At 69.7% G+C, this 24430-nt stretch carries 25 protein-coding genes; 19 read left to right on the top strand and 6 right to left on the bottom strand.

The window, feature by feature from the left end; all coding sequences use genetic code 11:
• Nucleotides 1–31: 31 nt before the first annotated feature.
• The 7 genes from pgeF to KMW22_RS13050 all read left to right on the top strand — a co-directional run bounded on the left by pgeF (nucleotide 32) and on the right by KMW22_RS13050 (nucleotide 8736).
• Entirely contained in the window at nucleotides 32–802 is a 771-nt protein-coding gene (pgeF, locus tag KMW22_RS13080) for a peptidoglycan editing factor PgeF (RefSeq protein ID WP_221090487.1), read from the top strand.
• The gene (locus KMW22_RS13075; protein ID WP_221090486.1) at nucleotides 799–1305 is read left to right on the top strand and encodes a YqeG family HAD IIIA-type phosphatase; all 507 of its coding nucleotides are present in this window, start codon (nucleotides 799–801) and stop codon (nucleotides 1303–1305) included. Before pgeF ends, KMW22_RS13075 begins: the two co-directional genes overlap by 4 nt.
• 24 nt (nucleotides 1306–1329) lie before the next feature.
• Nucleotides 1330–4005, top strand: coding sequence for an ATPase, T2SS/T4P/T4SS family (locus tag KMW22_RS13070; protein WP_221090485.1), 2676 nt, complete (start codon nucleotides 1330–1332; stop codon nucleotides 4003–4005).
• A gap of 52 nt (nucleotides 4006–4057) precedes the next feature.
• Nucleotides 4058–5302 (top strand): type IV pilus twitching motility protein PilT, encoded by a 1245-nt coding sequence (locus KMW22_RS13065; protein ID WP_221090484.1) that lies wholly within the window; start codon nucleotides 4058–4060, stop codon nucleotides 5300–5302.
• A gap of 100 nt (nucleotides 5303–5402) precedes the next feature.
• On the top strand, nucleotides 5403–5942 hold the full coding sequence (locus KMW22_RS13060) for a hypothetical protein (protein WP_221090483.1): 540 nt from the start codon (nucleotides 5403–5405) through the stop codon (nucleotides 5940–5942).
• Between the two features lie 138 nt (nucleotides 5943–6080).
• A complete protein-coding gene (locus tag KMW22_RS13055) occupies nucleotides 6081–6986 on the top strand; it encodes an acyltransferase (protein ID WP_221090482.1) in 906 nt (301 codons plus the stop codon).
• Between the two features lie 505 nt (nucleotides 6987–7491).
• Nucleotides 7492–8736, top strand: coding sequence for a hypothetical protein (locus KMW22_RS13050; RefSeq protein ID WP_221090481.1), 1245 nt, complete (start codon nucleotides 7492–7494; stop codon nucleotides 8734–8736).
• 123 nt (nucleotides 8737–8859) lie between these two features.
• On the opposite strand, the gene KMW22_RS13045 is transcribed toward KMW22_RS13050, so the two are convergent.
• Nucleotides 8860–9540 (bottom strand): metal-dependent hydrolase, encoded by a 681-nt coding sequence (locus KMW22_RS13045; RefSeq protein ID WP_221090480.1) that lies wholly within the window; start codon nucleotides 9538–9540, stop codon nucleotides 8860–8862.
• A 198-nt stretch (nucleotides 9541–9738) separates the two neighbouring features.
• Here KMW22_RS13045 and cdaA point away from each other — a divergent pair, with 198 nt between their 5' ends.
• The 5 genes from cdaA to rsfS all read left to right on the top strand — a co-directional run bounded on the left by cdaA (nucleotide 9739) and on the right by rsfS (nucleotide 14069).
• Nucleotides 9739–10530 (top strand): diadenylate cyclase CdaA, encoded by a 792-nt coding sequence (gene cdaA, locus KMW22_RS13040; protein WP_221090569.1) that lies wholly within the window; start codon nucleotides 9739–9741, stop codon nucleotides 10528–10530.
• Nucleotides 10527–11501 carry a CdaR family protein gene (locus KMW22_RS13035; RefSeq protein WP_328774700.1) on the top strand — a complete coding sequence of 325 codons (975 nt, stop codon included), beginning with the start codon at nucleotides 10527–10529 and terminating at the stop codon, nucleotides 11499–11501. Before cdaA ends, KMW22_RS13035 begins: the two co-directional genes overlap by 4 nt.
• Nucleotides 11502–11794: 293 nt before the next feature.
• Nucleotides 11795–12352 carry a bis(5'-nucleosyl)-tetraphosphatase (symmetrical) YqeK gene (gene yqeK, locus KMW22_RS13030; RefSeq protein ID WP_221090567.1) on the top strand — a complete coding sequence of 186 codons (558 nt, stop codon included), beginning with the start codon at nucleotides 11795–11797 and terminating at the stop codon, nucleotides 12350–12352.
• On the top strand, nucleotides 12349–13584 hold the full coding sequence (locus tag KMW22_RS13025; protein ID WP_221090479.1) for an LCP family protein: 1236 nt from the start codon (nucleotides 12349–12351) through the stop codon (nucleotides 13582–13584). The genes yqeK and KMW22_RS13025 overlap by 4 nt, the downstream gene beginning before the upstream one ends.
• 119 nt (nucleotides 13585–13703) lie before the next feature.
• The gene (gene rsfS / locus KMW22_RS13020) at nucleotides 13704–14069 is read left to right on the top strand and encodes a ribosome silencing factor (RefSeq protein ID WP_221090478.1); all 366 of its coding nucleotides are present in this window, start codon (nucleotides 13704–13706) and stop codon (nucleotides 14067–14069) included.
• 321 nt (nucleotides 14070–14390) lie between these two features.
• Here the strand turns inward: rsfS and KMW22_RS13015 are convergent, their stop codons facing one another.
• The 4 genes from KMW22_RS13015 to KMW22_RS13000 all read right to left on the bottom strand — a co-directional run bounded on the left by KMW22_RS13015 (nucleotide 14391) and on the right by KMW22_RS13000 (nucleotide 16590).
• Nucleotides 14391–15014, bottom strand: coding sequence for a histidine phosphatase family protein (locus KMW22_RS13015; protein ID WP_221090477.1), 624 nt, complete (start codon nucleotides 15012–15014; stop codon nucleotides 14391–14393).
• Between the two features lie 52 nt (nucleotides 15015–15066).
• Nucleotides 15067–15657 carry a GNAT family N-acetyltransferase gene (locus tag KMW22_RS13010; protein ID WP_221090476.1) on the bottom strand — a complete coding sequence of 197 codons (591 nt, stop codon included), beginning with the start codon at nucleotides 15655–15657 and terminating at the stop codon, nucleotides 15067–15069.
• 194 nt (nucleotides 15658–15851) lie between these two features.
• The gene (locus KMW22_RS13005; protein WP_328774699.1) at nucleotides 15852–16358 is read right to left on the bottom strand and encodes a DUF3809 domain-containing protein; all 507 of its coding nucleotides are present in this window, start codon (nucleotides 16356–16358) and stop codon (nucleotides 15852–15854) included.
• Entirely contained in the window at nucleotides 16342–16590 is a 249-nt protein-coding gene (locus KMW22_RS13000; RefSeq protein ID WP_221090475.1) for a DUF3248 domain-containing protein, read from the bottom strand. Before KMW22_RS13000 ends, KMW22_RS13005 begins: the two co-directional genes overlap by 17 nt.
• A gap of 90 nt (nucleotides 16591–16680) precedes the next feature.
• Here KMW22_RS13000 and KMW22_RS12995 point away from each other — a divergent pair, with 90 nt between their 5' ends.
• Nucleotides 16681–16941, top strand: a complete 261-nt coding sequence (locus tag KMW22_RS12995; protein WP_221090474.1) for a hypothetical protein — start codon at nucleotides 16681–16683, stop codon at nucleotides 16939–16941.
• A gap of 36 nt (nucleotides 16942–16977) precedes the next feature.
• Nucleotides 16978–17532, top strand: coding sequence for an RsmD family RNA methyltransferase (locus tag KMW22_RS12990; RefSeq protein ID WP_221090473.1), 555 nt, complete (start codon nucleotides 16978–16980; stop codon nucleotides 17530–17532).
• Nucleotides 17533–17698: 166 nt separating this feature from the next.
• On the opposite strand, the gene KMW22_RS19570 is transcribed toward KMW22_RS12990, so the two are convergent.
• Complete coding sequence (locus tag KMW22_RS19570; protein WP_268906309.1) at nucleotides 17699–18502, bottom strand: hypothetical protein; 804 nt, start codon at nucleotides 18500–18502, stop codon at nucleotides 17699–17701.
• A 229-nt stretch (nucleotides 18503–18731) separates the two neighbouring features.
• On the opposite strand from KMW22_RS19570, the gene KMW22_RS19670 reads away from it, so the two are divergent.
• The 5 genes from KMW22_RS19670 to KMW22_RS12960 all read left to right on the top strand — a co-directional run bounded on the left by KMW22_RS19670 (nucleotide 18732) and on the right by KMW22_RS12960 (nucleotide 24397).
• The gene (locus KMW22_RS19670; RefSeq protein WP_221090472.1) at nucleotides 18732–21695 is read left to right on the top strand and encodes a BTAD domain-containing putative transcriptional regulator; all 2964 of its coding nucleotides are present in this window, start codon (nucleotides 18732–18734) and stop codon (nucleotides 21693–21695) included.
• Nucleotides 21696–21906: 211 nt separating this feature from the next.
• A complete protein-coding gene (locus KMW22_RS12975; protein ID WP_221090471.1) occupies nucleotides 21907–22299 on the top strand; it encodes a hypothetical protein in 393 nt (130 codons plus the stop codon).
• Between the two features lie 50 nt (nucleotides 22300–22349).
• The gene (locus KMW22_RS12970) at nucleotides 22350–22493 is read left to right on the top strand and encodes a hypothetical protein (RefSeq protein ID WP_221090470.1); all 144 of its coding nucleotides are present in this window, start codon (nucleotides 22350–22352) and stop codon (nucleotides 22491–22493) included.
• 53 nt (nucleotides 22494–22546) lie between these two features.
• Entirely contained in the window at nucleotides 22547–23065 is a 519-nt protein-coding gene (gene coaD, locus KMW22_RS12965) for a pantetheine-phosphate adenylyltransferase (protein WP_221090469.1), read from the top strand.
• A gap of 57 nt (nucleotides 23066–23122) precedes the next feature.
• Entirely contained in the window at nucleotides 23123–24397 is a 1275-nt protein-coding gene (locus KMW22_RS12960) for a hypothetical protein (RefSeq protein WP_221090468.1), read from the top strand.
• The last annotated feature ends 33 nt before the right edge of the window (nucleotides 24398–24430 follow it).

Here is a 24430-nt window from a genome sequence, read left to right as displayed (position 1 = left end):
CCCCACCCCCCCCGTCAGAATCTGGTGAGACATGACGCGGAATACTGAACGCCTGATGCTTCTTCACGCGCCGCACCTCACTGCGCCGCATGCGTTCAGTACGCGTGCTGGGGGCGTGTCGCGCCCGCCCTACGCCGGCCTGAACCTGGATGACCGCGAGGACGACCCTGCCCATGTGGCCGAAAACCGCTCGCGCCTGTGTGCGGCGCTGGGCTTTGAGCCCACGCAGGTGGCCCGCCTGACGCAGGTGCACGGCGTGGAGGTGGTCCACGCCCGCACGGGCGGCCACTGGACCGGCGACGCGCTGGTGACCGACCGCCCCGGGGTCCTGCTGGCCATCGGCACCGCCGACTGCTACCCGCTGCTGCTGGAAGACCCGGAGGCCGGGGTGCTGGGCGCGGCCCACGCGGGCTGGAAGGGCACCCTGGGCGGCATTGCGACGCGCACGGTGGCGGCCATGACCGCGCTGGGCGCCCGCCCGGAGCGCCTGCGCGCCGCCGTGGGCCCCGGCATTGGCGCCGCCGCCTACCCGGTGGGCGAGGGCGTGGCCGCCGACTTTGAGGCGGCGGGCCTGGGCGGAGCCGTGACGCGCCGGGCCGGCACCCCCCACCTGGACCTCGCCTGGGCGAACGGCGAGGTGCTGCGTCAAGCCGGCGTGCCGGCGGCCAATCTCTGGGTCAGTGGCCGCTGCTCCACTGAGGCCGACTTTTATTCCTACCGCCGCGACGCGGGGCGCACCGGCCGCATGTGGGCTGTGATCGGCCAGCGCGGCCCAGAGCGGGCCCCGGGAGGCCAGGCATGAGCATGCTGCGCCCCCAGGACGTGATTGATCACGTCACCGAGATTACCCCCGAATTCCTGGCCCGGCGGGGCCTGCGCGGCCTGCTGCTGGACCTGGACAACACGCTGGTGCCCTACGGCAGCTACGAGAAGGACGGCGCCGCCGGGGTTATGCGCTGGGCGCGCGACCTGAAACTGGCGGGCATCCGGCTGTACCTGCTGAGCAACGCCACGGATCGCCGCGCGACCTACTGGCTGGAGCATCTGGGCTTTCAGGGCGTGGGGCTGGCGGGCAAGCCCAATCCCCGCGCCTTTCGCCGCGCCATCGGCGCCCTGAAATTGCGGCCCGAGCAGGTGGGCATGGTGGGCGATCAGGTGTTTACCGACGTTCTGGGCGGCAACCTGAGCGGCATGCACACCATTCTGGTGCGGCCCCTGGCCAGCAATTCCTTACCGCATACCCGCGTGGCCAGACGGCTGGAACGCGCGGTGCTCAAACGCTACGGCCACGACTGGCGGCCCTGACGGCGCCACAAGGAGAGATGAACAATGGCACTTTCTATCGGTGACCGGCGCCTGGGCGCCATCCTGCTGGAGCAGGGGTATGTCAACGACTCGGACCTGCAAAAGGCCCTGGTGCGCCACGCCGAGGTGGGTGGGCGCCTCGCCGACATCCTGATTGATTCGGGGCTGGTGGGCGAAAAGCGCATTGCCCGCGCCATTGAAGAGGCGCTGGGCATTCCGCTGGTGAACCTGCTGGTGGTCACGCCGGACCCGGCGGCCCTGAGCGCCGTGCGCGCCCAAACGGCGCTGAACGTGCAGGCCTTTCCCTTTGGCCTGGACGGCGGCACCCTGCGCGTGGCGATTGTGGACCCGCTGTCCAGCTACGCCATTGAGGCGCTGGAAGACGACAGCGGCCTGAACATTGAGCCCTACCAGGCCCTGCGCGACCAGATTATGTGGGCCATTGCCACCAACTACCCCGAACTGAACCTCTCGGCGGAATTGCCCGCCGAGGAGGGCGGCAGCGGCGGCGGCATGATGGGCCAGCGCCTGATTGCGCGCGGCCTGATCACCGACGCCCAGCTGCAGATGGCGCTGGACGCCCAGCAGCAGACCGGCGAGCCGCTGGGGGCCACCCTGATTGCCCAGAAGGCGATCACCGAAGATCAGCTGTACGAGGTGCTGGCCGAGCAGGCCGGCACCGTGTTCCTGCGCAACCCCCGCGACTTCCAGCCCAGCGAGGACGTGCTGGGCGCCATGCTGCGTGCCGACGCCCTGCGCCTGACCGCTGTACCGGTAGACGAGACCGATACGGGCGTGACCGTGGTCACCAGCGACCCGCGCAAGCGCGACGACCTGGAAGCCCTTATTGGCCGCTCCGTGAACCTGATCCTGGCCAAGCCGTCGGACGTGGAACTGCTGATCGAGCGCTTCTATCCGCAGCGCGGGCGACTGGGCGAGCAGATGGTGCAGCAGGGCACGCTGTCGCGCGCGCAACTGCGTGAAGCGCTGCAGGTGCAGGCCAGAGAGGGCCGCGTCAAGGCGCTGGGCGAGGTGATCGTGGAACTGGGCTTCGCAGGCGCCGACGAGATTGACAACGCCCTGCAAAAGCAGAACGCCGGGGGCGGGCGCCTGGAAGACACCCTGGTGCAGTCCGGCAAGCTGAGCCCAGAAATGCTGGCGCGCTCGCTGGCTGCGCAGCTGGGCTACGAGTTCCTTGATCCTGTTCAGAACCCACCAGACGCCAAAGTGGCGCTGATGATCCCCGAAGCCACCGCGCGGCGCTACGGCGTGGTGCCTATCCGGCTGCAGGGCGAGTCGCTGGTGATCGCCATGAAAGACCCGCGCAACGTGTTCGCGCTGGACGACCTGAAGCTGATCACGGGGCGCGAGATCGTGCCGGCCGTGATGGCGGAAAAGGACATCATCCGCCTGATCGAGCGCTATTTCGGCAACAAGGACATGGCCGACCTGAACCAGAAACTGGTGCAGGAAAGCAACAAGCGCGAGAAGGAAAGCAAGCGCGCCGACGACGTGGACATCTCGGCGGGCCTGGACGACAACGCGGTCGTGCGCGTGGTGGACAACATCATCCGCGAGGCCGCGCTGCAGGAAGCCTCAGATATTCACATTGAGCCCACTGAAACCGCCCTGCGCGTGCGCTACCGGGTGGACGGCATCTTGCGCGAGCAGAACGCGCTGCCCAAGGGCAGTGCCCAGAGCATCCTGGCGCGCATCAAGATTCTGGGCAGTCTGGACATCTCCGAGCGGCGCGTTCCGCAGGACGGCCGCGTGCGCTTCAAGAAGGGCTCCATTGACCTTGACCTGCGTCTCTCGACCCTGCCCACGGTGTACGGCGAAAAGGCCGTCATGCGTCTGCTGCAAAAGGCCAGCAACATCCCCGAGGTCGAGCAGCTGGGCTTTTCCGAGCACAACTACCAGCGCTACCTGGACACCATCCACAAGCCCAACGGCATCTTCCTGGTGACTGGCCCCACGGGTTCGGGCAAATCCTTTACCTCCTTTTCCACCCTCAAGCGCATCGCGGTGCCCGAGAAGAACACCACGACCATTGAGGACCCGGTGGAGTACGAGATTCCGGGCATCATCCAGTCACAGGTGAACAACGTGGCGGGCATGACCTTCGCCCGCGCCCTGCGCGCCTTCCTGCGTCAGGACCCGGACATCATTTTCGTGGGCGAGATCCGCGACACCGAAACGGCCAAGATCGCCGTGGAAGCCGCGCTGACGGGCCACTTGGTGCTGGCCACGCTGCACACCAACGACGCCCCCGGCGCCATCGTGCGTCTGGAAGAAATGGGCGTGGAGCACTTCAACATCGGCGCCGCCGTGGTGGGCGTGGTGGCCCAGCGCCTCGTGCGCAAGGTCTGCAACGACTGCAAGGCCCCCACGAACGCCGATCCCGACGTGCTGCGCCGCCTCGGCATTACGGAGCGCGACCTGATGGGCGCCCAGCTGATGCGCGGCGCGGGCTGCAACCGCTGCGGCGGCACTGGCTACAAGGGCCGCATGGGCATTCACGAACTGATGGTGATTGACGAGCCGCTGCGCGTGGCCATCGGCGCGGGCAAGAACGCCACCGAGATCACCGAGGTCGCCATCAAGCAAAGCGGCATGAAAACGCTGCGCCAGGACGGCATTGACAAGGCCCTGGCCGGCATCACCACCCTGGAAGAAGTGCTGGCAGTAACCAGCAAGTAACCCCGAGCCCCCCTGCTCCCGCCCCCTCTCCCCCACCCCGAGGTAGCCCCCCATGACCCAGCCCGCCGACATCACCGATATTCTGCGTTTTGCCGCCGAAAAAGGCGCCTCCGACGTGATCATCACTGTCGGGCTCTCGCCGCAGTTCAAGCTGCAGGGGGTGTACGACGCCCAGGGCTTTTCCGAACTGGGCCCCACCGACACCCGCAAGCTGATGTACTCCATGATGAACGAAAAGCAGCAGCGCACCTTCGAAGAGCGGCGCGAACTGGACTTCTCGTTTGCCCTGGGGGAAAAGGCGCGCTTCCGCGTGAACGCCTTTATGCAGCGCGGCAACGTGGGCGGCGTGCTGCGCCTGATTCCCACCAAGATCAAGAGCGCCCAGGAAATGGGCCTGCCCCAGAGCGTGGTGGACATCTCGAACGCGCCGCGCGGGCTGGTGCTGGTGACCGGGCCCACGGGTTCGGGCAAGTCCACCACCCTGGCGGCCATGATTGACCACATCAACACCACCAAGCGGCTGCACATCATGACCATCGAAGACCCCATCGAGTTCATGCACACGCACAAGCAGTCCATCATCAACCAGCGCGAGGTGGGGGCCGACACCATGAGCTTCAACGACGCCCTGCGCGCCGTGCTGCGCCAGGCCCCCGACGTGATTCTGGTGGGCGAAATGCGTGACTACGAGACCATCAAGGCCGCCGTGACCGCCGCCGAAACCGGTCACCTGGTGATGGGCACCCTGCACACGAACAGCGCGCCGGAATCCATTGACCGTATCGTGGACGTGTTCCCCGAAGAGCAGCAGGAGCAGATTCGCGTGCAGCTGGCGAACAACCTCGTGGCGGTCATGACCCAGCAGCTGCTGCCGCGCCTGGACGGCCAGGGCCGCATCCTGGCCTACGAACTCCTGATCGCCAATCCCGCCGTGCGCGCGCTGATCCGTGAGGGCAAGACCTTCCAGATCACCAGTGTCATGCAGACCGGGGCGCGCGAGGGCATGGTCACCATGGACGCCTTCCTGGCCAACCTGTACCGCCGCCGCGTGATTTCCTTCGATACCGGCGTGGAGCGTGCGGTGGACGCCAAGGAATTTGCCCGACTGGCGAATGACCCCACGATTGGGCAGGCAGGCGGGGCAGCGGCGGCCCCAGCCGGCTACGGCAGCGCGCCCGTGCAGGGCTTTGGCGCCACCGCCCCCACCCAGACCCCTGGACGCGGCGACGCGGGCCGGGGCGACGCCCGCAGCACCAGCACGCCGGAAATGGGCGGCGGCGGGTACGGCCGGCGGTAAGAGCTGGCAACAACCTCGGGCACTTTATGGCGAGGGGCGCCTGGTTTCCTCAGCGGGTACCCCTCCCTGCGGCTATTCCATGGCCATTACCCTGTGAAGCATGTTCTGGATTCAGGCAGGCTGCCCCCGGCTGAACCCGGCGTTTCTGGCCGAACCGCAGCCCGCCGAAGATCTTGGAATGTTGATCGCGCAGGCCTATCCGCTCCTGGCCGAGGCGGTCATTGTCGCTATTGACCACCAATTCCATCCCTTGGCCTATCAGGATTTCAGCACTTGGATCGGAGAACTCGTTGCCTTTCTCAGCGCTATCCACCAGGGACAAGGAAGCCATACGGCCTTGCACGATCAGTCGAGCTTTGACTCAGACTGGACCGGGAAATTGGATGGGGAAAACCTGCATGTCCGGGTGTGCTGGGATCCATTCGGCAAGCAGCACACCGCCGAATTTCTGGTGGATCGCGGCCACTTTTTGCGCGAGTGGAAAGAGGCACTGATGCGCGTGCGGACCGATCTCGCGCCCTTCGTTTACCTGCTTCAGCACAAGGCGGAGTGGGACGCACTGGTACGGCTGACCGATGAGATTGGCGGCCGGGGCATGCTCTATGGCGGCGTTCCAGAGTGGGAGCTTTCCCAGACGTAGCACTCTCAATGGAACAGTTCTGCTCCTTGGTGGCGATCCCAGCAGGCGGCCCCCAAGCGGTGAGCGCCCCACCACTCGTCTGCACGTCCCGGCGCACCATCCCACTTTGTTTTTCACTGTAGGGAGTAGAGTGGGCAGGTGACGTGGCTCAAGCCAGTGGAAATCGGACCGGACGCGCAGGCGACATTCGGTGAATTCGTGCGCGACCTGGACGCGCGCCTCTCAGATCCGGCCACCGACCGGTATGACCTGGCCCGCGACATTCTGGCTGAAGTGATGTATGGCCGCTCCTACGCCCAGCTGCGCTCGGACGCCCCGCTGGCTGCCCTGAGCCTGGACGCGCGTAACGTCACGTTCGAGGCCGAATACTACATGGCCACTGACGCCGAGCAGTTTGCGCGGGTTAAGCCGCTGCTGTGGCTGTGGAAATCGCTGGACCAGACCCCGGTGGGCCAGAACCCGGTGCTGGGCATTCCGATTCGCCGGGCGCTGGCGGGCCACATCTTCAAGCGCGTGGGGCGCAACTTCAAATGCTGGCAGAACGTGGAATTCAGCGTGGGCTACAACATGGAGGTGGGCCACGACGTGGTCGTTCACCGCCACGTGCTGCTGGACGACATCGGCGGCATTGAGCTGCACGATAACGCCTCGGTCAGCGATTATGTGAACATCTACAGCCACACCCACAGTGTGCTGGACGGCCCCGACGTCACCCTGCGCAAGACGGTGATTGGACGCGGCGCGCGCATCACGTACCACTCCACGGTGCTGGCGGGCAGCGTGGTGAGCGACGACGCCATGCTGGCCACCCACGCCCTGCTGCGCGGGGATATTCCGCCGCACGGGATTGCGATGGGCCTGCCCGCGCGCACCACCCGGGTTAAGTTGCGCCCCCCCACCGAAATTCATGTGGACGCCCGCGTGTGGCCACATGACGCGGGCCGCAAGGCCAACCCCGAATTCCCCGATCCCACCCCCAACCAGACCCGGGTGCCCGGAGAGGCCGATGTGGAAGCGCGCCAGCCGGTGGGCCGCGAAGGGTAAAGCCAAGCGTGACGGGGGCCGCAGGTGACAGCACCTGCGACCCCACCTGTTTCTACGGACGGCCAGGCACTCCCCGGCAGCGGCCTTCTCCCCGCTTGGCTTCGCTACTCCGCGAAGCCCTCTGGGCCAGAAACGCCGGTCATGGTTTCCGAACGTTTTCGGAAGCCACTTCACACGGACGGCCGTCTGGAACGCCCCCAAACCGGGAGTGTGCCGACCCCGCCAGCGCGCCCAGCTTCCGCTCTGCGGGGCAGCTTTGCCAGGCCGCTCAGACCTGAACCGTTTTTGCACAGGGTGAGGTGACGTCCGCATTGGGCTGTCAGTTCAGCTGCTGGAACGCTTCATGACGAGCGAGAGACGCGGAGCCGAACGCGACATGCCGTGAATCAGAAGGCCGCAGCATCCTGCAGAAGGTGTGTCACAAGCTCGGCAGGTCTCCGAGTACCAGCAAGGTGCTTCCTGGGCGGCACCACTCTATCTTTGGGCACCACGCAGGAGGACCTGGATGGACTGGCAGAACCAATGGAACGAGCGAGGGGCAACGTACGCGAAGGCCATCAACGACATGCTGGCCTTCGCCGATGTTCATGGCTGGGAGGCATGGCAGGGGCCTGACGCCCAGGACGACCGGCAGGACTTCGCGCCACAGGTGCTTGAACGGCTCCGTGAAGCGAACCTGCACGGCACAACCAGCGCGCTGCGCGAGCAGCTGCCGCCTTCGTTCGCGCCGTTTGCCCAGCTCGCCCATGAACGCGGACAGTACGTCGGACAGCTGGTGGCCCTGGACAACGACCGCCTGGTCTTTATGGTGGGTGCGCCCTACGAGCCGCGCCAGGCCTACTTGCTGCAGGACGGCATGTGTCAGCCGCTGTCCAGGGAATGGCTTGCGGTCGGCAAGGCCAAACGGGGCACGGTCATTGCGGTTGCGGATCCATTGGCCATCACCCTGCGTGACGGGTGGAACGGGCCTATCCTGAACACCCTGCCCTACGCCACTGACCCAGCGGCCGGCATCACCCACCTGTTTCCCTTCAATGCCGGCGACGCCGCGCTGGTGGTCAGCGCCGCTGGCATTGATCTCCTTACCCCGCAGACGGCCGTCCGCCTTCTGCCCGTCGCCGACGGTGACGGCGACGAGGGCCTGACGGGCCTGATCGACATGGAAAACGCCGACCTGTCTCACGACAACCGCCTGATCTGTGCCGGCTCCCAGTCGAGCGACCACCTCCTGTTTGGCGCAGACGGCACACGGCTTGGCCGCATCGGTCCGCAATCGGAGTACCCTCACTTCTGCCTCTTCTCGACCAACGACAGCCTGCTCTTGTCCAACAGCTGCCATTTCTACAATGGCGTCTCAATCGCGGTTAACGTCACTGACCCTGCAAGTGTGAACATTGCGCCGTACCAAGAACCCGGATCGGACCCGGGAGTGCGCCTGATCGATCCGGCCATGAGAGTGTATGGGGGGGTCAGTTTCAGCGGCGGCGTGATTCTGGGTGACGCGCACGGTTACCTGCGCGCGTACGACTGGCAGGGTCAGGCGCTCTGGCGGCACTACCTGGGGGGAACCATCAGCGGCATGGCCCTCTCTCCTGACGAGCAGCGGCTCTGGGTCGGAACGTATGCAGGGACGCTCCACCAGTTGGCCCTCGGCCAGGGGCAGGATGCGCACACCATCGGCAACGGCGACCACAAAGAAGAGCACCGCTGGTTGTTCTGGAAAGGCGAATCCAGCGTGCTGAAATGGTAATCAAACGGTCCACAGCGGCTCGGCTGCAGCGCGAGAGATGGCTGGTCAGGCGATTCGTGATGCCCGGGAACACTCGAACACGTCCGTACTTGGCACTGATAGAGCAAAGGGAACAGCCCAGTTTTACAGGTCCGTCGCTTCGCCCGGTGCCAGCACCCGCACCTCGGCGCCGCGTGCCTGGCCCTCGCGGGCGAACACGGCCGGGTCCCCTGTCAGCACGGGAAAGGTGCCGTAGTGCATGGGAACGGCCACCCGGGGGCGCAGCAGTTCCAGGGCGCGCGCCGCTTCTTCTGGGCCCATCGTGAAATGGTCGCCAATGGGCAGCAGCGCGGCGTCCAGTTCGCGGTCGCCAATCAGGCGCATGTCGGAAAAGAGACTGGTGTCGCCGGCAAAGTAGACGCGCCGCCCGCCCAGTTCGATCACCAGGCCGGTGGGCATCCCGCCGTAGGTGCCGTCTGGAAAGGAGGAGCTGTGCCACGCCGGGGTCAGGTACACGCTGCCCCAGTCGGCGCGGTAGGTACCGCCAATGTTCATGGCAACCACGTTGGCAGCGCCGTGTTTCATGGCGTACCCCCCAATTTCAGCAGTGGCGATCAGCGGCACTCCTCCCTTGGCAAAGGCCAGCGCGTCGCCCCAGTGGTCGCCGTGCGCGTGGCTGATCAGCACGGCGCTGGGCTTCAGGGCCAGGGCTTCTTCCACACTCAGGCTGGCCTGGGGATTGCCGCTCAGAAAGGGGTCCAGCAGCAGGCGGTGCTCGGGGGTTTCCAGCAAAAAGGCGCTGTGGCCAAGAAAGCGAATCTTCATGGGTGACCTCCTGTTGCCGTCATTTCAGCATGAAGCCGGCGGCGGGAGACCTTGAGGAAGTCTCCATGAGGGCGCACATACGGCCCCCAGCCGTCCGTTGTCTGCGGCGGCGGCCCCGCTTCAGGCCGTATAGTGGGCGCGCAAACGCCCGGCCTTTTCCGCCCCTCTTTATCCTGAAAGGAGCGCCCCCTTCCGTTGCTGTCCACCCCGCTTGGTCAGGTAAGTGTCCGGGACATCCTGGACATCGCCCTGGTTGCGTTTCTGATCTACCAGGGTTACCTGCTGGTGGCGGGCACGCGGGCGGTGAACGTGGTGCGCGGCATTCTGGTGTTCGCCGGGGTGTGGGTGGCGGCGCAGCTCCTGAACCTCACCACCCTGGGCTACCTGCTGGGGCGGGCGGGGACCGTGGGGATCTTCGCCCTGATCGTGCTGTTTCAACCCGAACTGCGCGCGGCCCTGGAACGGGTGGGCCGCCCCCGGGGCGCCGGGGCCGGGGCGGGCGGCGCCGCGCTGCAGGACCTCGCGCGCGCCATGGAGCGCCTCGCCGAGCGCAAAACCGGCGCCCTGATCGCCATTGAGCGCCGCACCCCGCTGGGCGAGTACGCCGCCACCGGGGTGCCGCTGGACGCCCTGGTGAGCGTCCCGTTCCTGGAGGCCCTGTTTGCCCGCAACGCCCCGCTGCACGACGGCGGTGTGATCGTACAGGGCTCGCGCGTCATTGCGGCTGGCTGCCTGTTTCCGCTCCAGAGCAGCGACGGCACCTACCGCCGCTACGGCACCCGCCACCGCGCCGCCATTGGCCTGTCGGAACTCACCGACGCCGTGGTGCTGGTGGTCAGCGAGGAACGCGGCAGCATGCGCCTCGCGCTGGGCGGGCGCCTGGGCCCGGACCTGAACGGCACCGAACTGCGCGAGCAGCTGCGCGCGCTGGTCTACGACCGCCTGCCCGACCTAGAGGGCCCCGCCCCCACGGCCCCGGAGGCCCGGTGAGCGCGCCCCGGCTGGCCCGGCTGCGGCGCTGGCTCAGCCCGCGCTACGCCTGGGCGCGCTTTACCCACAACCTGGGGCCCAAGCTGCTGGCGCTGGGCGTGTCGCTGACCCTGTGGTTCGTGGCCACCGCCGACCGCCGCGCCAACGTGACCCAGGGCTTCGACGTGCCGGTGACGGTGCGCGACACCACCGGCAGCGGCGAGGAGAAACGCGCCACCAGCAACCTCAGCCCGGCCTCGGTGCGGGTGATTCTCTCCGGGCGCCCGGAGCGCCTGCGGGAACTGGACCCGGGCAGTGTGGAGGCCGTGGTGGACGTGACCGGCATTCCCGAGGGCAGCTTCACCCAGCCCGTGACCGTGACCCCACCCACCGGCACAGCCGTGCAGCGCCTGACCCCCACCCGGGTGCAGGGCTTCGTGGACACCCAGGTGCAGCGCACCCTGCCGGTCACCCTCAGCGTGACCTCGCCCCCTGAATCCAGCGTGCCGCGCTACGTGGTCTCCCCCACCGAGGCCAGCGTGACTGGCGCCGGGCGCGTGCTGGGCACGGTGGCCCGGCTGGTCACCAGTCCGGCGGCGCTGGCGGCGGGCGGCGAGCAGGAGGTGGCCCTGATTGCCCTGGACCGCAGCGGACGGCCCGTGTCTGGGGTCACGGTGCGGCCCTCGACCGTCACGGTGCGGCGCCTGGACACCGGCGAGCTGCCGGTCAAGACCGTGCCGGTGGTGCTGAACACCCCGCCGCGCACCCTGCGCGTGGTGGCGGTCAGCCTGCAGCCCAGCACCGTGCGCGTGGTGGCCGCCCCCGAACTGCTCGCGCGTCTGCGCGAGGTTTCGGGCACCGTGACCTACCGCGCCGGCACGTACACCGTGCCCGTGCAGCTCTCGGTGCCCGCCGGGGCCCAGGCCCTGGAAACGGTGAGCGTGCGCCTGACGGTCGAAGCCCGCCCCGCCCCCACCCCCCCCGCACCGTGAAGCGCGGCGTAACTGCCGCCAGAGGGCTTTGGGCGCGGCTGCCCAATGCTGAGTTTGTCGGAAAAAACGCCGTTTCCGCCGCCCATGTACAGCCCAGCCCATTCACTCTCTTCTCCCCTTCCCTGACGGTGTCCATCAGAAAGTGACCCGGTGGTCAACCCGGCAGGGCCCGCGCGGTGTAAAGTCTTGCCCATGATGTGGGGAAGCGGCCACAGACCTTCGTGATCGCCCAGCTTCTCGTACCCCGCCCCGGTGTGGCGGCGTGGACCGGCTGGGAAGAGCGCGTGCGCCTGATGGTCAGGCCACGGCGCTACGAACACGTGCTGCGCGTGGCCGAACTGGCCGCGCAGATTGCCCGTGCCAACGGCCTGGACGACATGCGCGCCTACGCGGCGGGCATCCTGCATGACATCGCCCGCGATCTGCCGGACGGCGAACTGCTGCGCCTCGCGCCCCCCGAATGCGAGATTGACGCCGCGCACCCGCTGGCGCTGCATGGCCGCGCGGCCCGCACCCTGCTGGAGCGCTGGGGCTACCAGGACCGGGTGGTGCTGGAAGCCGTGGAAGACCACACCACCGGCCCGCGCGGCGGCAATCCGGTGTCGGCCTGCGTGTATATCGCGGACGTCTCTGAACCCGGGCGCGGCGTGAACCATGACATCCGCGAACTGGCGCTGCGGGACCTGGGTGCGGCGCTGGAACGGGCCATCGTCTCGAAAGTGACCTACCTGCAGGGGCGCGGCATTCAAGTGCACCCGCGCACCCTGCAGGCCTACCACGCGCTGCCGTGTGTGGCCCAGGCCGGCGCAGCCCCCGATTCGCCCCCGCCCGCCCTGCGCCTGGATTCGTGACGCCGCCCCTCACCCCACCGCGCCTGGCCGGGCTGCGCGCGCTGCAGGCCTTTGGCCTGACCCTGTCTACCCTGTCGCTGGCGGCCTTTGCGCTGCTCAGCGGGGCCGGGCCGGTGTCGGCCGCGCCGGTGGCCGGCGGGCAGGCGCCGCACTTCACGGTGCTGATCGCCGGGCGCGACATCGTGTACTGCTACTACCAGCAGCCCTGCAAGAATCAGGACCAGCGCACCGGCCTGGTGCAGCCCCCCAACACCGACACCGTGATGCTGGTGAAGGTGGACGGTGACCAGGTGCGGGTGCTGAACATTCCACGCGACACCAACGTGGGCCCCTTTGACCGCTTCAAGTCCGTGGCCCAGCAGAAGGTGAACAGCCAGTATTTCGCGGGCGGTCCTGAAGCCCTCACGCGCGCTGTGGAAACCATTACCGGTGAGCGGGTGGACTCGTACGTGATCGTGCGCACCGACTACGTGGCCCGGGTGATAGACGCCCTGGGCGGCCTGGACGTCACGGTGCCCGAAGGCGGGATTGAGTGGGTGGACAAGGCGGCGGGCGTGGACCTGAAGCTGGCCCCCGGCCCCCACCACCTGCAGGGCGAGGAAGCCGTGCTGTTTCTGCGCGTGCGCAAAGGCTTTGGGGACGACTACGGCCGCATTGACCACCAGAAGCAGGCCCTGACCCAGCTGGCCGCGCGCCTGAAATCTCCGCAGGGCCTCGCGGCGCTGCCCACCATTCTGGGCGGCATTGGCAATGGCGTGGAAACCAACGCCGATCCCAACCTGCTGGCGGCGCTGCGCCCCTACCTGGGCCGCCTGAAGCTGAGCTTTGCCACTCTGCCCACCGACGAGATTCCCGGCACCTTCAACCTCGCGGTGAGCCGCGAGCGGCTCGCGGCGCTGTGGAGCGGCGCCCCGGCGGCCCAGGCCCAGCCGGGCGCCCGCGTGCGCGTGGTGGACGCCAGCGGGGCCGGGCTGGGCGAGCCGCTCGCCCGCGCCCTGCGCGCCCTGGGCTACCCCGAAGTGGCCCTCAGCCCGGCCCCCGAGAGTAAGGAGGCCAGTCAGGTGTTTACCGGCGAGGCAGTGCAGGACGCCAACCTGCTGGCCGAGGCCCTGAACCTGCCCCGCTTGCAGGGCGAGCGCTTTCCGGTGTCGGCGGGCGAGGTGGGGGTGTTCCTGGGTCAGGACGCCCGCACCGCCCTGGCCGCCCTCGTGGGCCTGAAGGCCGCGCCCTAGGGGCGCCTGCCCCCGCTGACCGGGAGCGGCTCAGCGAAGCCTCAAGGCGGGGCCCGCCCCCTGGCCTGTACACTGACCCGTTAAGCACGCCCTATCCCCTTTCTTTCCCTGGAGACCCCATGACCCAAGACCCCACCATTCAGCACCAACTGCGCGCCATTGTGGACGCCGCCCGCGAACGCCGCGCCGAAGACGTGGTGGTGCTGGACCTGACCGATGTCAGCAGCACCCTGGAATACTTTGTGATCTGCACGGCCACGGCGGGACTGCAGCTCAACGCCGTGCAGGAGAACATCCGCGAAAAGGCCCAGGCCGCCGGCCTGCCCCGCCCCAGCGTGGAAGGCCCCAGCGAGCGCTGGCTGCTGCTGGCCTTTGGCGGCAGCGTGGTCGTGCACATCATGACCAAGGACGCCCGCGAGTACTACGACTTAGAAGGGCTGTGGAGCGACGCCCGCGTGCTGGACTTCCCCGAAATTCACGCCTGAGCTGGCAAACAAGGCCGGCCGCCGCCCCTGTCTGGAGGCGGCGGTTTTTTCGTCCCGTGCACCGGCTTCCGGCGTACTCTGTCACACGACACCGACGACGGCTCTTCTTGGCGCAGTAAGGCGCGCAAAGCTGCGGGAGAGACCTGTTCGGCTGCCCCTGAAGTGCCGGGTGGGCTGGTTTAGACGGCTTCCGAAATATCCCCCCCTGCGTGCCGAAATGTTTCGACCCGAAGGACACGCAGAGCCGCGCAGCAGAGCAGGAAACGCGACGGCGTTCCAGAACTGGACAGCATCTGTATCAATAGTGAACGGCAGGCTGTCTCAACCGGCCCCCATCGCTAGGCTCTCCAGATGGGCGGCGCAGGCCAGCGGTTCGCACTGCACGGCCCCACCTGCCCAGCGCAGGCTGCTGAGGGCCGTGTTGTGGTGCAGGCCACGCCGCGCCGCCCAGGCTTCCCCGAAATCCCAGCCCAGCCACTCGCACAGCAGCGCGGTGATCACCACGCCGTGCGTGACCACCACGGCGTGGTCGGTGGGCTGCAGCTCCAGCCCGGCCAGGGCCGCACCCACCCGGCGCGTCAGGTCGGCCACCGATTCGCCCTGGGGCGCGGCCACCTGGGGCCACTGCCGGAAGCGCCCCGCGTCCTGCGCTTCAATCTCTGCGAAGGTCAGCCCCTCCCAGGCACCGATGTGAATTTCGCGCAGTTCGGTGCGTGCTTGCACGGGCAGGCCCAGGGCCCCGGCGAGCGGCGCGGCCGTCTGCAGCGCCCGGCCCAGGTCGCTGCTCAGCAGGTGGGTGGGGCGCACGGGGTGGGCCGCCAGCCGCCCCGCCAGCGCCGCCGCCTGGGCCCGCCCCAGGTCGTTCAGGGGGATATCCGCCCAGCCCTGAAAGCGGCCAGCGGCGTTGTGGGCGGTCTGGCCGTGCCTCACCAGGGTGATCAGCATGGCCTGGGTTCCCTGGAGGGGTTGCAGGCTGCGGCCAGCCTAGAGCACCCCATCAGCGGGCCTCTGCTGTGCTTGGCGCGGTGGCCTGTGGGCGGGGATCGGTGGACAGGATGGCCATGCGGTGCTGGTCCACCCACTCGCCTTGCCAGTACAGCGCGCTCCGCTCAGTGCCCTCATGAACAAATCCGCACTTCTCGTACACCCGCCGGGCGCGGGGGTTGAAGGCGTACACCCCCAGGCTGATGCGGCGCAGCCCCACTAACCCGAAGCCATACGCCACCACGGCGCAGGTGGCCTCGGTGCCGTAGCCTTGACCCACCTGGGCCGGACTGTTCAGAGCGATGCGGAAATTCATGCTGCAGTTATGGGCGTCCAGCTGGTTCAGCACGACCTCGCCCAGATACAGGTCATCCGACGCGCGCAGGATGGCCCAGTCAGCCCGGTCCGTCGCCGCAGTGATCTGTTCCAGGAAGCGCGCAACCTGCAGGCGGGTGAAGTGCTCGTGGGTACCGGTAAGCCGCTGAAATTCTCTGTCCTGCAAGCCTTCCATCATGCCATCCAGGTGTTCTGGTCCCATAGGCACCAGGCGGAGCCGGGCAGTGTTCAGCACGGCGGGTGGGGCCAGCGCAGCGGTATTGACCATAAGGCGCGTTCTATCAGGGACAGCCAGAGGGTTCCATGGGCGATCTGGCCTGGGTTCGCTGGGACAAACGCTCAGACCCAGTCCGCGCCACGTCTGCGCGCCTTTTTTGAACCGATGCAAGAACGAGTGGCTGGGCGGGCAGGCGTGGACCATCCAGGGCCTTTCTGGAGAATCCGAATCACCCGGACGCTGGATCAGCTGTTCTGCGCTGCCACTGCGGCCTGGGCCAGTGCCGCAGGTAACTCGCGCGCCACCCGTTCCAGAGTGCGCCCGGCCGCCGCCCGCACCATCTTTTCAAAGGCGGCCCCGCCCCAGCCCTGGGCATCCGGGGTCTGCAGGTGGGCCCGGAACTGAAAGGCAAACTGCACCTCGGCGCCCTGCACCTGCGCCTGCCCGGCCACCTCCACCCAGGCCCGCTCGTGCGCCACAGGCTGCGGGCACAGGTCGGCCCCAGCCGGGGTCAGCTGAAGGGCGCTGGAAAACGGCAGGTCCACGTTGCCCAGGCCCGGCAGCGGCACCACCAGTTCGCCGCGCACCTCGCCTTCCCCGGCCTGCAGCCCCCGCAGGAAGCGCACATGGGCCAGGGCCCGCGCCGGGTCACGTACAAAGGCCAGCGCCGCCTCGTGGGGGCCCGGCCAGGGCACGGTAAAGGCCTGCGCCGCTTCGACGATCAAGCGGCCCGCCTCACTCCACCCACTCAATCACCACACGGTTTTCCGCCAGGGCGGCCTGCAGTTCGGCGTCGGCGGCGCTGCGCAGCCGGGGCAGGTGGGCAAAGCGCGGCGTGGCCGAGGCGAAGCCCAGGCGCACCACCACGTCGTCGCTGGCCTCGTCCTTGCCCATGCGCCACACCAGCTGCCCGCCCAGCGCTTCCAGCGCCCGCGCCAGTTCGGGCGGGATGGGGGCCGGGGTGCCCGGTGGGTCGGCGGTCATGCGGCCATTGTACGCGCCCTGCCGCGCGGCGGGCCCCGCTTTGGGGGCTTCTCATGACGGGGCCCCCCGCAGTGTGCGAAGCAAGGAGACATGACCGCTGCCCCGCTGCGCTGGCGCCACCTGGAAACCCAGGTGGGCCTGGACCACCTGCCCGCCTTTCACCGCGCGTTCCTGACCTGGCGCGGCGTGGAGGGTGCAGCTGCCATGCCGCTGCGCCGCGTGCAGCAGCGTGTGGAAGCTGAACTGAACCGCATGGTGCAGGCCGGGCAGGCAGCGCGCGACGGCGACGACTGGACCCTGGCCCCGGACGCCCTGGCGAGCTTTGACGCGGCCCAGCCCTACCTGGGCTGAGCGGCCCCGTATCCTGGGGGCTGTGAGGACGTTTTCATGAGTCTGCGCATTCTGGGCGGCACCGCCAAGGGCCGCGCGCTGCAGGTGCCGGACAGCGCCCGGCCCAGTGGCGCGCGGGTGCGCAAGAGCCTGTTTGACCTGCTCGCCGCGCGCGCGCCGGGTGGGACCTTCCTGGACCTGCACGGCGGCAGCGGCGCCATTGGCCTGGAGGCCGCCAGCCGGGGCTACGCGGTGACGCTGGTGGAAAAGGACGCCCGCGCAGTGAAGGCCCTGGAGGCCAACGCCCGCGCCCTGGCCCTGCGCGCCCGGATTCTCCGGGGCGACGCCCTGGGCCTGCTGCCCCGGCTGGGCCGCTTTGACATCGTGTTCAGTGACCCGCCCTACGAGGCCGACATTCCGGCCCTGACCCTGAAGCTGCTGGCGAGCGACGTGGTGGGCAGCGGCGGCCTGCTGGTGTGCCAGCACCCGGACCGCCTGGGCCTGCCGGCGCACCCAGGCTACGTGCAGGAGGTGCGCGAGTACGGCAGCAACACCCTGACCCTGTATGAGCGCCTGCCGGAAGAACAGGAGGCAGCACCCGAGGAGGCGTAAGCGGGGCTGAAGGCCTTCCGCCAAGTCCTGCCGGACCGGACCGGAGCCGGGTCACGCCCCAGAGAATGGGCCGCTGCTCAGCGGTTCATGGGGCCGGCGGCGCGGGCACCATCCCCACAACGAAAGAGCGGGAAGCCTCAAGCCTCCCGCCCCACCGCTCTCTGCCTTACAGCGTGGGCGCGCTGTAGGTGCGCTCCGCTTCCATGTGGTAGTAGACGTAGTAGTTCCAGGTGCTCCAGCCCCAGGTGCTGGTCTTGTAGATGCGCTTGGAGCGGTAAATGGCGCCCGGGGTGTCGTAGCGGAAGGTGGTGCCTTCAAAGCCGAACAGGCCCAGCACGTCGTCCTTGTCGGCGGACATCGCCGCGTCCAGCACCTTCATGCCGGCGTTCAGGGCGCCCGCCGCAACAGCGGCCTTGGCGTTCCCCGTCTGAATCAGCGCGTCGCCCGTGGCCTTGGCGGCGTCCATGAACTTGGGGCCCACCGTGCCCCAGTCCTTGCCAGCGTCCTCGTCGTAGGCGACCAGCTGGCCCACGATGTCGGATTCGGGGGGCACCACCTCGTCCAGCACCGTCCAGCTGATCTCGTGGCTCTCGCCGCCCCTGGGGTCGTTGATGTCAAAGGGCGGGGCAACCAGGAAGGGCACGTTCTTCTTGCTGCCGTCGGGCTTGCTCACCACGAGGTCGCCGCCCATGTAGAACTCGTCAGCGCCGGTGATGTCCTCGGTGTCAAAGCCCACCACGCGGTCAATGACCACCCGCACGCGGATGTTGGGCCCTTCGCCCGGCAGCGCGGCGGCCTGCAGCTGGCCAGCGGCGGGGGCCGCCGGGGCTTCGGCAGCGCCGGTTGGCTGGCCCTGGGCCTCGCTGGCCTGGGGCTGGGCGTCGGGGGTTTGCACGGTGGCGGCGCCGCAGGAGGCCAGGGCGAGGGTCAGGGTGGCGGCGGCGAGGGCGGACTTGATGAGGTGTTGCATCTTCTTTCTCCTTGTGCCTTGCGGCGGGGGGGTGCGGCTGTGGCCCTGGGGGCCGCCGCTTGAGAAGGAGTGTGCCCGCCGGCCGGGGAAGCGCCGGGGAAGGGGCCGCAGGGGGTAGCGGGGAAGACCGGTGAAGGCCCCCAGTTCCCTGCCCAGATGAGAAGCGGCTTATACTGACCTGAAGCCGCTTCCTGCTCTTTCTTCCCGACCTGCCCCGGAGGCCCCGACCGTGTTTGCCCCGCAGCACGCCATTCCCCGCCCCATGAAACACGAGTTGCCGCGCGCCGGGCTGCTGGTGCACCTGCACGCCGAGACCGATGTGGCCCTGCTGGCCCTGGTGGCCCCCAGCGGCTACGGCAAGACCACCCTGCTGGCCCAGCACGCCCGCCGCGCCGCGCGCCCCCTGGCGTGGCTGACGCTGCGGGAGGCCGACGCCGAACCCCTGGCGCTGGGCGAGGCGCTGGCGGCGGCGCTGCAGCAGGCCCTGCCGGGGCTGGCGCTGCCGCACTGGACCCAGGCGCGCACCCAGGGCGCCTCGCCCGAAGGCGCGGCCCGCGCCCTGGCCCACGATCTGGCCGGAGCCAGCGCCAACGTGGACGTGGTGCTGGACGGCGCCGATGTGCTGGGTGCCGACAGCGCGCAGTGGCTGGACGCGTGGCTGGACGCCCTGCCCGAAGGCCACCGCCTGCTGCTCTCGGCGCGCGCCGAGCCGCCCCTGGGCCTGGCCCGGCGGGCCGCGCAGGGCGGCGCGCAGCTGCTGGGCGCCGCCGAACTGGCCTTTAGCCCCGAGGAGACCCAGGCCTACCTGAGCGCGCGCGGTCACAAGGCCCACGGTCACACGGAGCCCGCCGCCGAGCTGCACGCCCACCTGGAAGGCTGGCCGGTGGGCGTGGCGCTGGTGGCCTCGGGGGCCGCGCCGCACCTCACGCCCGCCGACCTGCTGCGCGACGTGCTGCGCGCCCTGCCCGCCGCAGTGCGTGCGGCCCTGCCCGAAGCGGCGGTGCTGCCCGTGTGGTCCGAAGGCGCGGCCCAGGCGCTGGGCCTGGCCCTGCCCCCCGGCTGGCTGCGCGAGGTGCGGCGCGTGGGCGTGCCCCTCACCCCGCTGGGCGCGGGCAGCTGGCGGCCCCTGGCGCTGGTGCACGCCGCCCTGGACGCCGAACTGACCGCGCAGCCCGGGCGGGCCCAGCAACTGCACGCCCGCGCCGCCCAGGACGCCCAGGCCTCGGGCGATGGCCTGCGGGCGCTGCGCCACTGGCGGGCCGCCGGGAACCACCCCCAGGCCGCGCAGCTGGCCGAGGAGCTGGTGACGGTCTACGAGGCCCGCTGGGAATTCCGGCTGGTGCGCGAGGTGCTCGACGGCGGCCACGCTGGCGGCGGGGGGCCGGCGGAGACCAGCCGAACGCTGCGCCGCGCGCTGGGGCAGGCCCTGTTCGAAACCGGCGAGGCGGCGCGCGGCGAGGCCCTGCTGCGCGCCCTGTACGCCGAGAATGACAGCCCGGAGCCTGCCCTGCTGTTCTCGCTGGGCGTGCTGGCGGCGCGCGCCGGGCAGCCGGGGCACCAACTGGCCTGGGCCGAGGAAGGCCTGCGCGCGGGTCCTGCTGAACCTGACCACACGCGGCTGCTGCGCCTGAAAGCTTCGGCGCAGCTGGCGCTGGGGCAGTTGCAGGCGGGACTGGACACCGCCCTGGAGGCCGCCCGCCACGCCGAGCAGGGGCGCGCCCTGGGCGAACTGGGTGCGGCGCTGACCGTGGCACAGGCCGCCTACCGCTACCTGGGCCAGCCAGTGGCCTGCGAGCACGCCCTGCGCCGGGCGCTGGACGTCTACGCGGCGCTGGACATGCCCGGGCGCTCGCTGGTGCTGCACAATGATCTGGCCGACCTGCTGCGCACCCAGGGCCGACTGGGCGAGGCGCTGGGCCTGCTGCGCGCCGCCCTGCCGGTGGCGGCGCGCGAACGCAGCGTGATGGCGCCCTTCCTGCACGAAACGCTGGGCGAGGTGCTGTTCGAGCAGGGTGACTGGGCGGGCTCGGCCGCGCAGGTGCAGGCGGCGCTGGAAGGCTGCGCGGCCTTTGGGCTGGGGGCCCTGCCGCCCCGGCTGTGGCCCAAACTGGCCGAGGTCCGCCTGCGCGCGGGCGACCCCGGCGGCGCCGCCGAGGCCCTGGCCTGGGGCGAACTGTGCCTGGGGGCTGGCGGCCCCGAAGCCGAGTCGGCCTGGGCGCAGAGTGCGGCCCTGCTGGCGCTGGAGGAAGGCGACCTGCCCCGCGCCGAGGCGCAGCTGGCGCGCGTGCTGGCCCTGGCCGCGTCCGACGAAGCGGTGCGCCGCGCCGGGCTGTACGGGCTGGCGGTGCGCCAGCGCCAGGGCACGCTGCTCCCGGGCGACCTGCACACCCTGCCGGCCCTGCTGCGCGGTCTGCCCGGGGTGGACGCCGCCCTGGGCGCCGAACTGGCCCAGCAGCCGGCCACGCCGCTGCCCGCCGCCGCTCCAGCCGGGCCGGCCCTGAGCGTGCGCACCTGCGGGGCGCTGGCGGTCCGCGTGGACGGCGAGGCGGTGCCCATGCCGCTCAGCAAGTCCGGCGAACTGCTGGTCTACCTCGCGCTGCACGGCCCCAGCACCCGTGACCAGCTGGTAGACGCCCTGTGGGACGGCTCGGCCGAGCGGCGGCATGTGGAGTACTTCAAGGTGGCCGCCCGGCAGCTGCGCGCGGCCCTCAGTCGCCCCGCCGGGGTCACCTTCAACCCCCTGCCCTTCGAGGGGGGCCGCTACGGCCTGGCCCCCGAATTCGCTCTGGCGGTGGACGTGAGCACCCTGCGCCGCGCCCTGGACGGCGGCGACCCTGAAGCGCTGCAGGCCGCCTTTGCCACGCTGCAAGGCCCTTTTCTGCCCGAGGTGGACACCGAATGGGCCGAACTGCGCCGCACCGAGTACAGCGGCGACGCCCTGACGGCCGCCCTCACCCTGGGCGAATGGCTGCGGGCCCGCGAGCCCCGCGCTGCGCTGCCCCTGTACCGGCAGGCCACCGTGCTGGACCCGCTCGCCACCGCCGCGTGGCAGGGGCTGGCCCGCACCCTGCTGGGCCTGGGCGAGCGCACGGCCGCCCAGCAGACCTACGCCCAGTACTGCCGCACGCTGGCCCAGGAACTGGCCGCCGAGCCCGAATTGCCCTTCGACGCCTTCGTGCAGGCCGGGGTTTAGCCATGCCTTCCCCGGTTCTTCCCCGGCCCTGCTGCACCTTAAGGGCAGAACCGGAACGGTTAAGGGGGACCCCCCCAACCATTCCGGGGCGAACGAAGTGAGTATCTGTCAGAGACAGCGGCGGAAGTGGAAGTGAGGGGCCGCCTCTTGGCCCCTGAATGGAACTGGCCGCCGCTGTGATGCAGGTGCCCCATACCCCAAGGAGACCCCCATGAACCACACGATCCAGACCCAGTTTGAAGCCGCCCTGAACGACCTGCAGCGCCTGCTGACCCAGATTCCGGACCACACCGGCGTGGCTGGCGTGATCGTGGTCACCCGCACCCCCGAACCCGGCGAGCCGGCCCCCACCCAGCCCGGCTTTGTGGCCCAGACGGGCGCGCTACCCGGGCGCACCCTGCAGACCCTGGCCGACTGCCTGAGCAGCCGCGAGTGGCACGGCCCCGCCGAGGAGCGCCTCGCCGCGCTGGCGGCCCTGGCCCGCTTTGGCCTGGACCTGAGCCCGCAGCTGGTGGGGGGCCGCCCCGAGCTGACCTGTGCCAAAGAGCAATTAGCCACCCTGGTGGGCGCGCTGCAGGCCGTGGGAAAGGCCAGCCGGGCCTGAGTGACACGGGGCCCCTGCTGGGCCCGGCCGCGCGCCCGCTGCTGCTGACGGTGATCCGGGACCTGCGCCCGGACCTGTCGCCGCTGCGCGTGGCCCAGGCGGTGGACCGGCTGCTGGCCCGCGCCGAACAGACCCGTGACCCCACCGCCCTGTGGCGGGCTGTGCGGGCCGTGCTGCTGGACCTCACCCTCTAGACCCGGCCCGCCCGCGCCCTGCCCACCCCAAATTCCGTTAAGGTGGCAGGGCAATGAACGCCGTCTTTCCCGGCTCCTTCGATCCCATCACCAGCGGGCACATGGACGTGCTCACGCGCGCCGCGAAGATCTTCGAGCATGTGACCGTCACGGTCATGCACAACGCGCGCAAGCAGGGCCGTCACCTGTTCACCCTGGAGGAGCGGCTCGCCATTCTGCGGGAGGCCACTGCCCACCTGCCCAACGTCAGCGTGGACACCTTCGGCGGGTTGCTGGTGGACTACATGGCGCAGCAGAAAAAGGGCATCATCATCCGTGGCCTGCGCGCGGTGAGCGACTACGAGTACGAACTGCAGATCGCGCACTTGAACCGGCAGATTGGCGAGGTGGAAACGGTGTTCATCATGGCCGCCACCCGCTGGAGCTTTGTCAGTTCCTCGATGGTGCGCGAAATCGCCAGCTACGGCGGCGACATCAGCGAGATGGTGCCGCGCGCCAGCGCCGCCGCCCTGCGCCGCAAGCACGCCGACGTGTACGCCGAACGGGAAGCAGAGCAGGCCGCCCGCAGCTGAGCGCCACCCCTTCTTTGGGCGGACGCCCCGCCACCCCGCCCGCGCTTACCCTCGGGCATGAACTCCCTGCGCAGAGCCCCCAGAGCCTTGGCCGCCGCGCTGTGCAGCGTCCTGGCCAACGCCGCCCACGCCGCGCCGCTGAACTGGTTCGACGGCTACCTGACGCCAGGGACAGGCGCCCGCTTTCCTCTGGTCCTTGAGCCCCGGGGAGGCGCGCAGGGCGCCTGGGCCCTGTCCCCACTGCGCGCACCGCTGAAGCTTCACTGGACCGCCCAGCGACAGCCCCCGGCCTGGGCCACGCTGGTGCCCGGCCAGCCGCTGAGGGTGGGCCCGTCCACCCGCGTGCCTGTGGCCGTGCAGACCACCCTGCAAGCGCCCGCCGTGGCGCAGCTGGTCAGCCCTCAGGGGCCCTATGGCCTGCCGCTGGCGGTCCACCCCGGCCTGCCTGCACCCACGCCGCTTCGCGCAGGGAACCGCTTTTTGCGCGTGGGCGGCGGTGGCCGCTACCAGCAGAGGGGGCGCCCCCTCCCCTTCCCGGCCCTGACTGGTCGCCTCCTGACCCTGACGCGCCTGGAACCGGGGCGGGCGGTGTTCACCGTGCCGGGCCTGGGCGAGGTGGTGCGGCTGGGCACCCCAGCCCCAGACGGCACCTTTGCCGATCTGGCCCCACTTATCCGGGATCCGGCCCTGTTGTCGCTGAAAACCCGCTATGAGGGCAAAACCGTCTGGGCCTATGGCGGCCTGTCCACCACCTGCGAGCCTCAGCCGGATCAGGCGATAGGGCTGGGGGCCGGGTTCGACACGCCGCTCAAACTGGTGACGCTGGCGCGGCTGGGACGCCCGCTGGCCCTGAACGCCCAGGGCGGCTGGGCCAGCGATGCAGGCCGAGGCGCCGACGTCCTGGCCCTGACCCCGCTGGTGGCCCTGATCGAAACCCGGCCGCTTCAGGCCACCGGGACCTTCTCGCTGACCGGGGTGGACGATGACCCAGCCACCCTGAGCCGCACCCTGGACCAGCTCAGCCGCACGCCGGGTGAAGGCCAGTGCGGCGACCTGACACCCATCCTCTTGCCGGATACCTGGGCAGTGGAGCGCGTGTTCAGCCTTGCGGCCCCTTCGGCGGCAGTGCCCAGGGGTGAACTGCAGACTGTGCTGGGCATGACCCGCTGGCAGTACGCCTGGCGCTTCGGCTTCCCCGACGCCAGTTTTGGCCGCCGCGCTGAACTACTGCGCCAGTCCGCGTGGCGGTACCGCAACATTCCCTTCGAGGCCACGGTCACCTTCGACGCGGCGGGCAAAGTCAAGGCGCTGGACGTTCCCCGCCTGCCCTGAGCCCCGACAGAGAGGGGGACAGAGACACCCGGC

The sequence above is a fragment of the Deinococcus aquaedulcis genome (assembly GCF_019693445.1).
In the GTDB taxonomy this organism is placed as follows: domain Bacteria; phylum Deinococcota; class Deinococci; order Deinococcales; family Deinococcaceae; genus Deinococcus; species Deinococcus aquaedulcis.
This window is presented reverse-complemented; position numbering and strand designations above follow the sequence as displayed.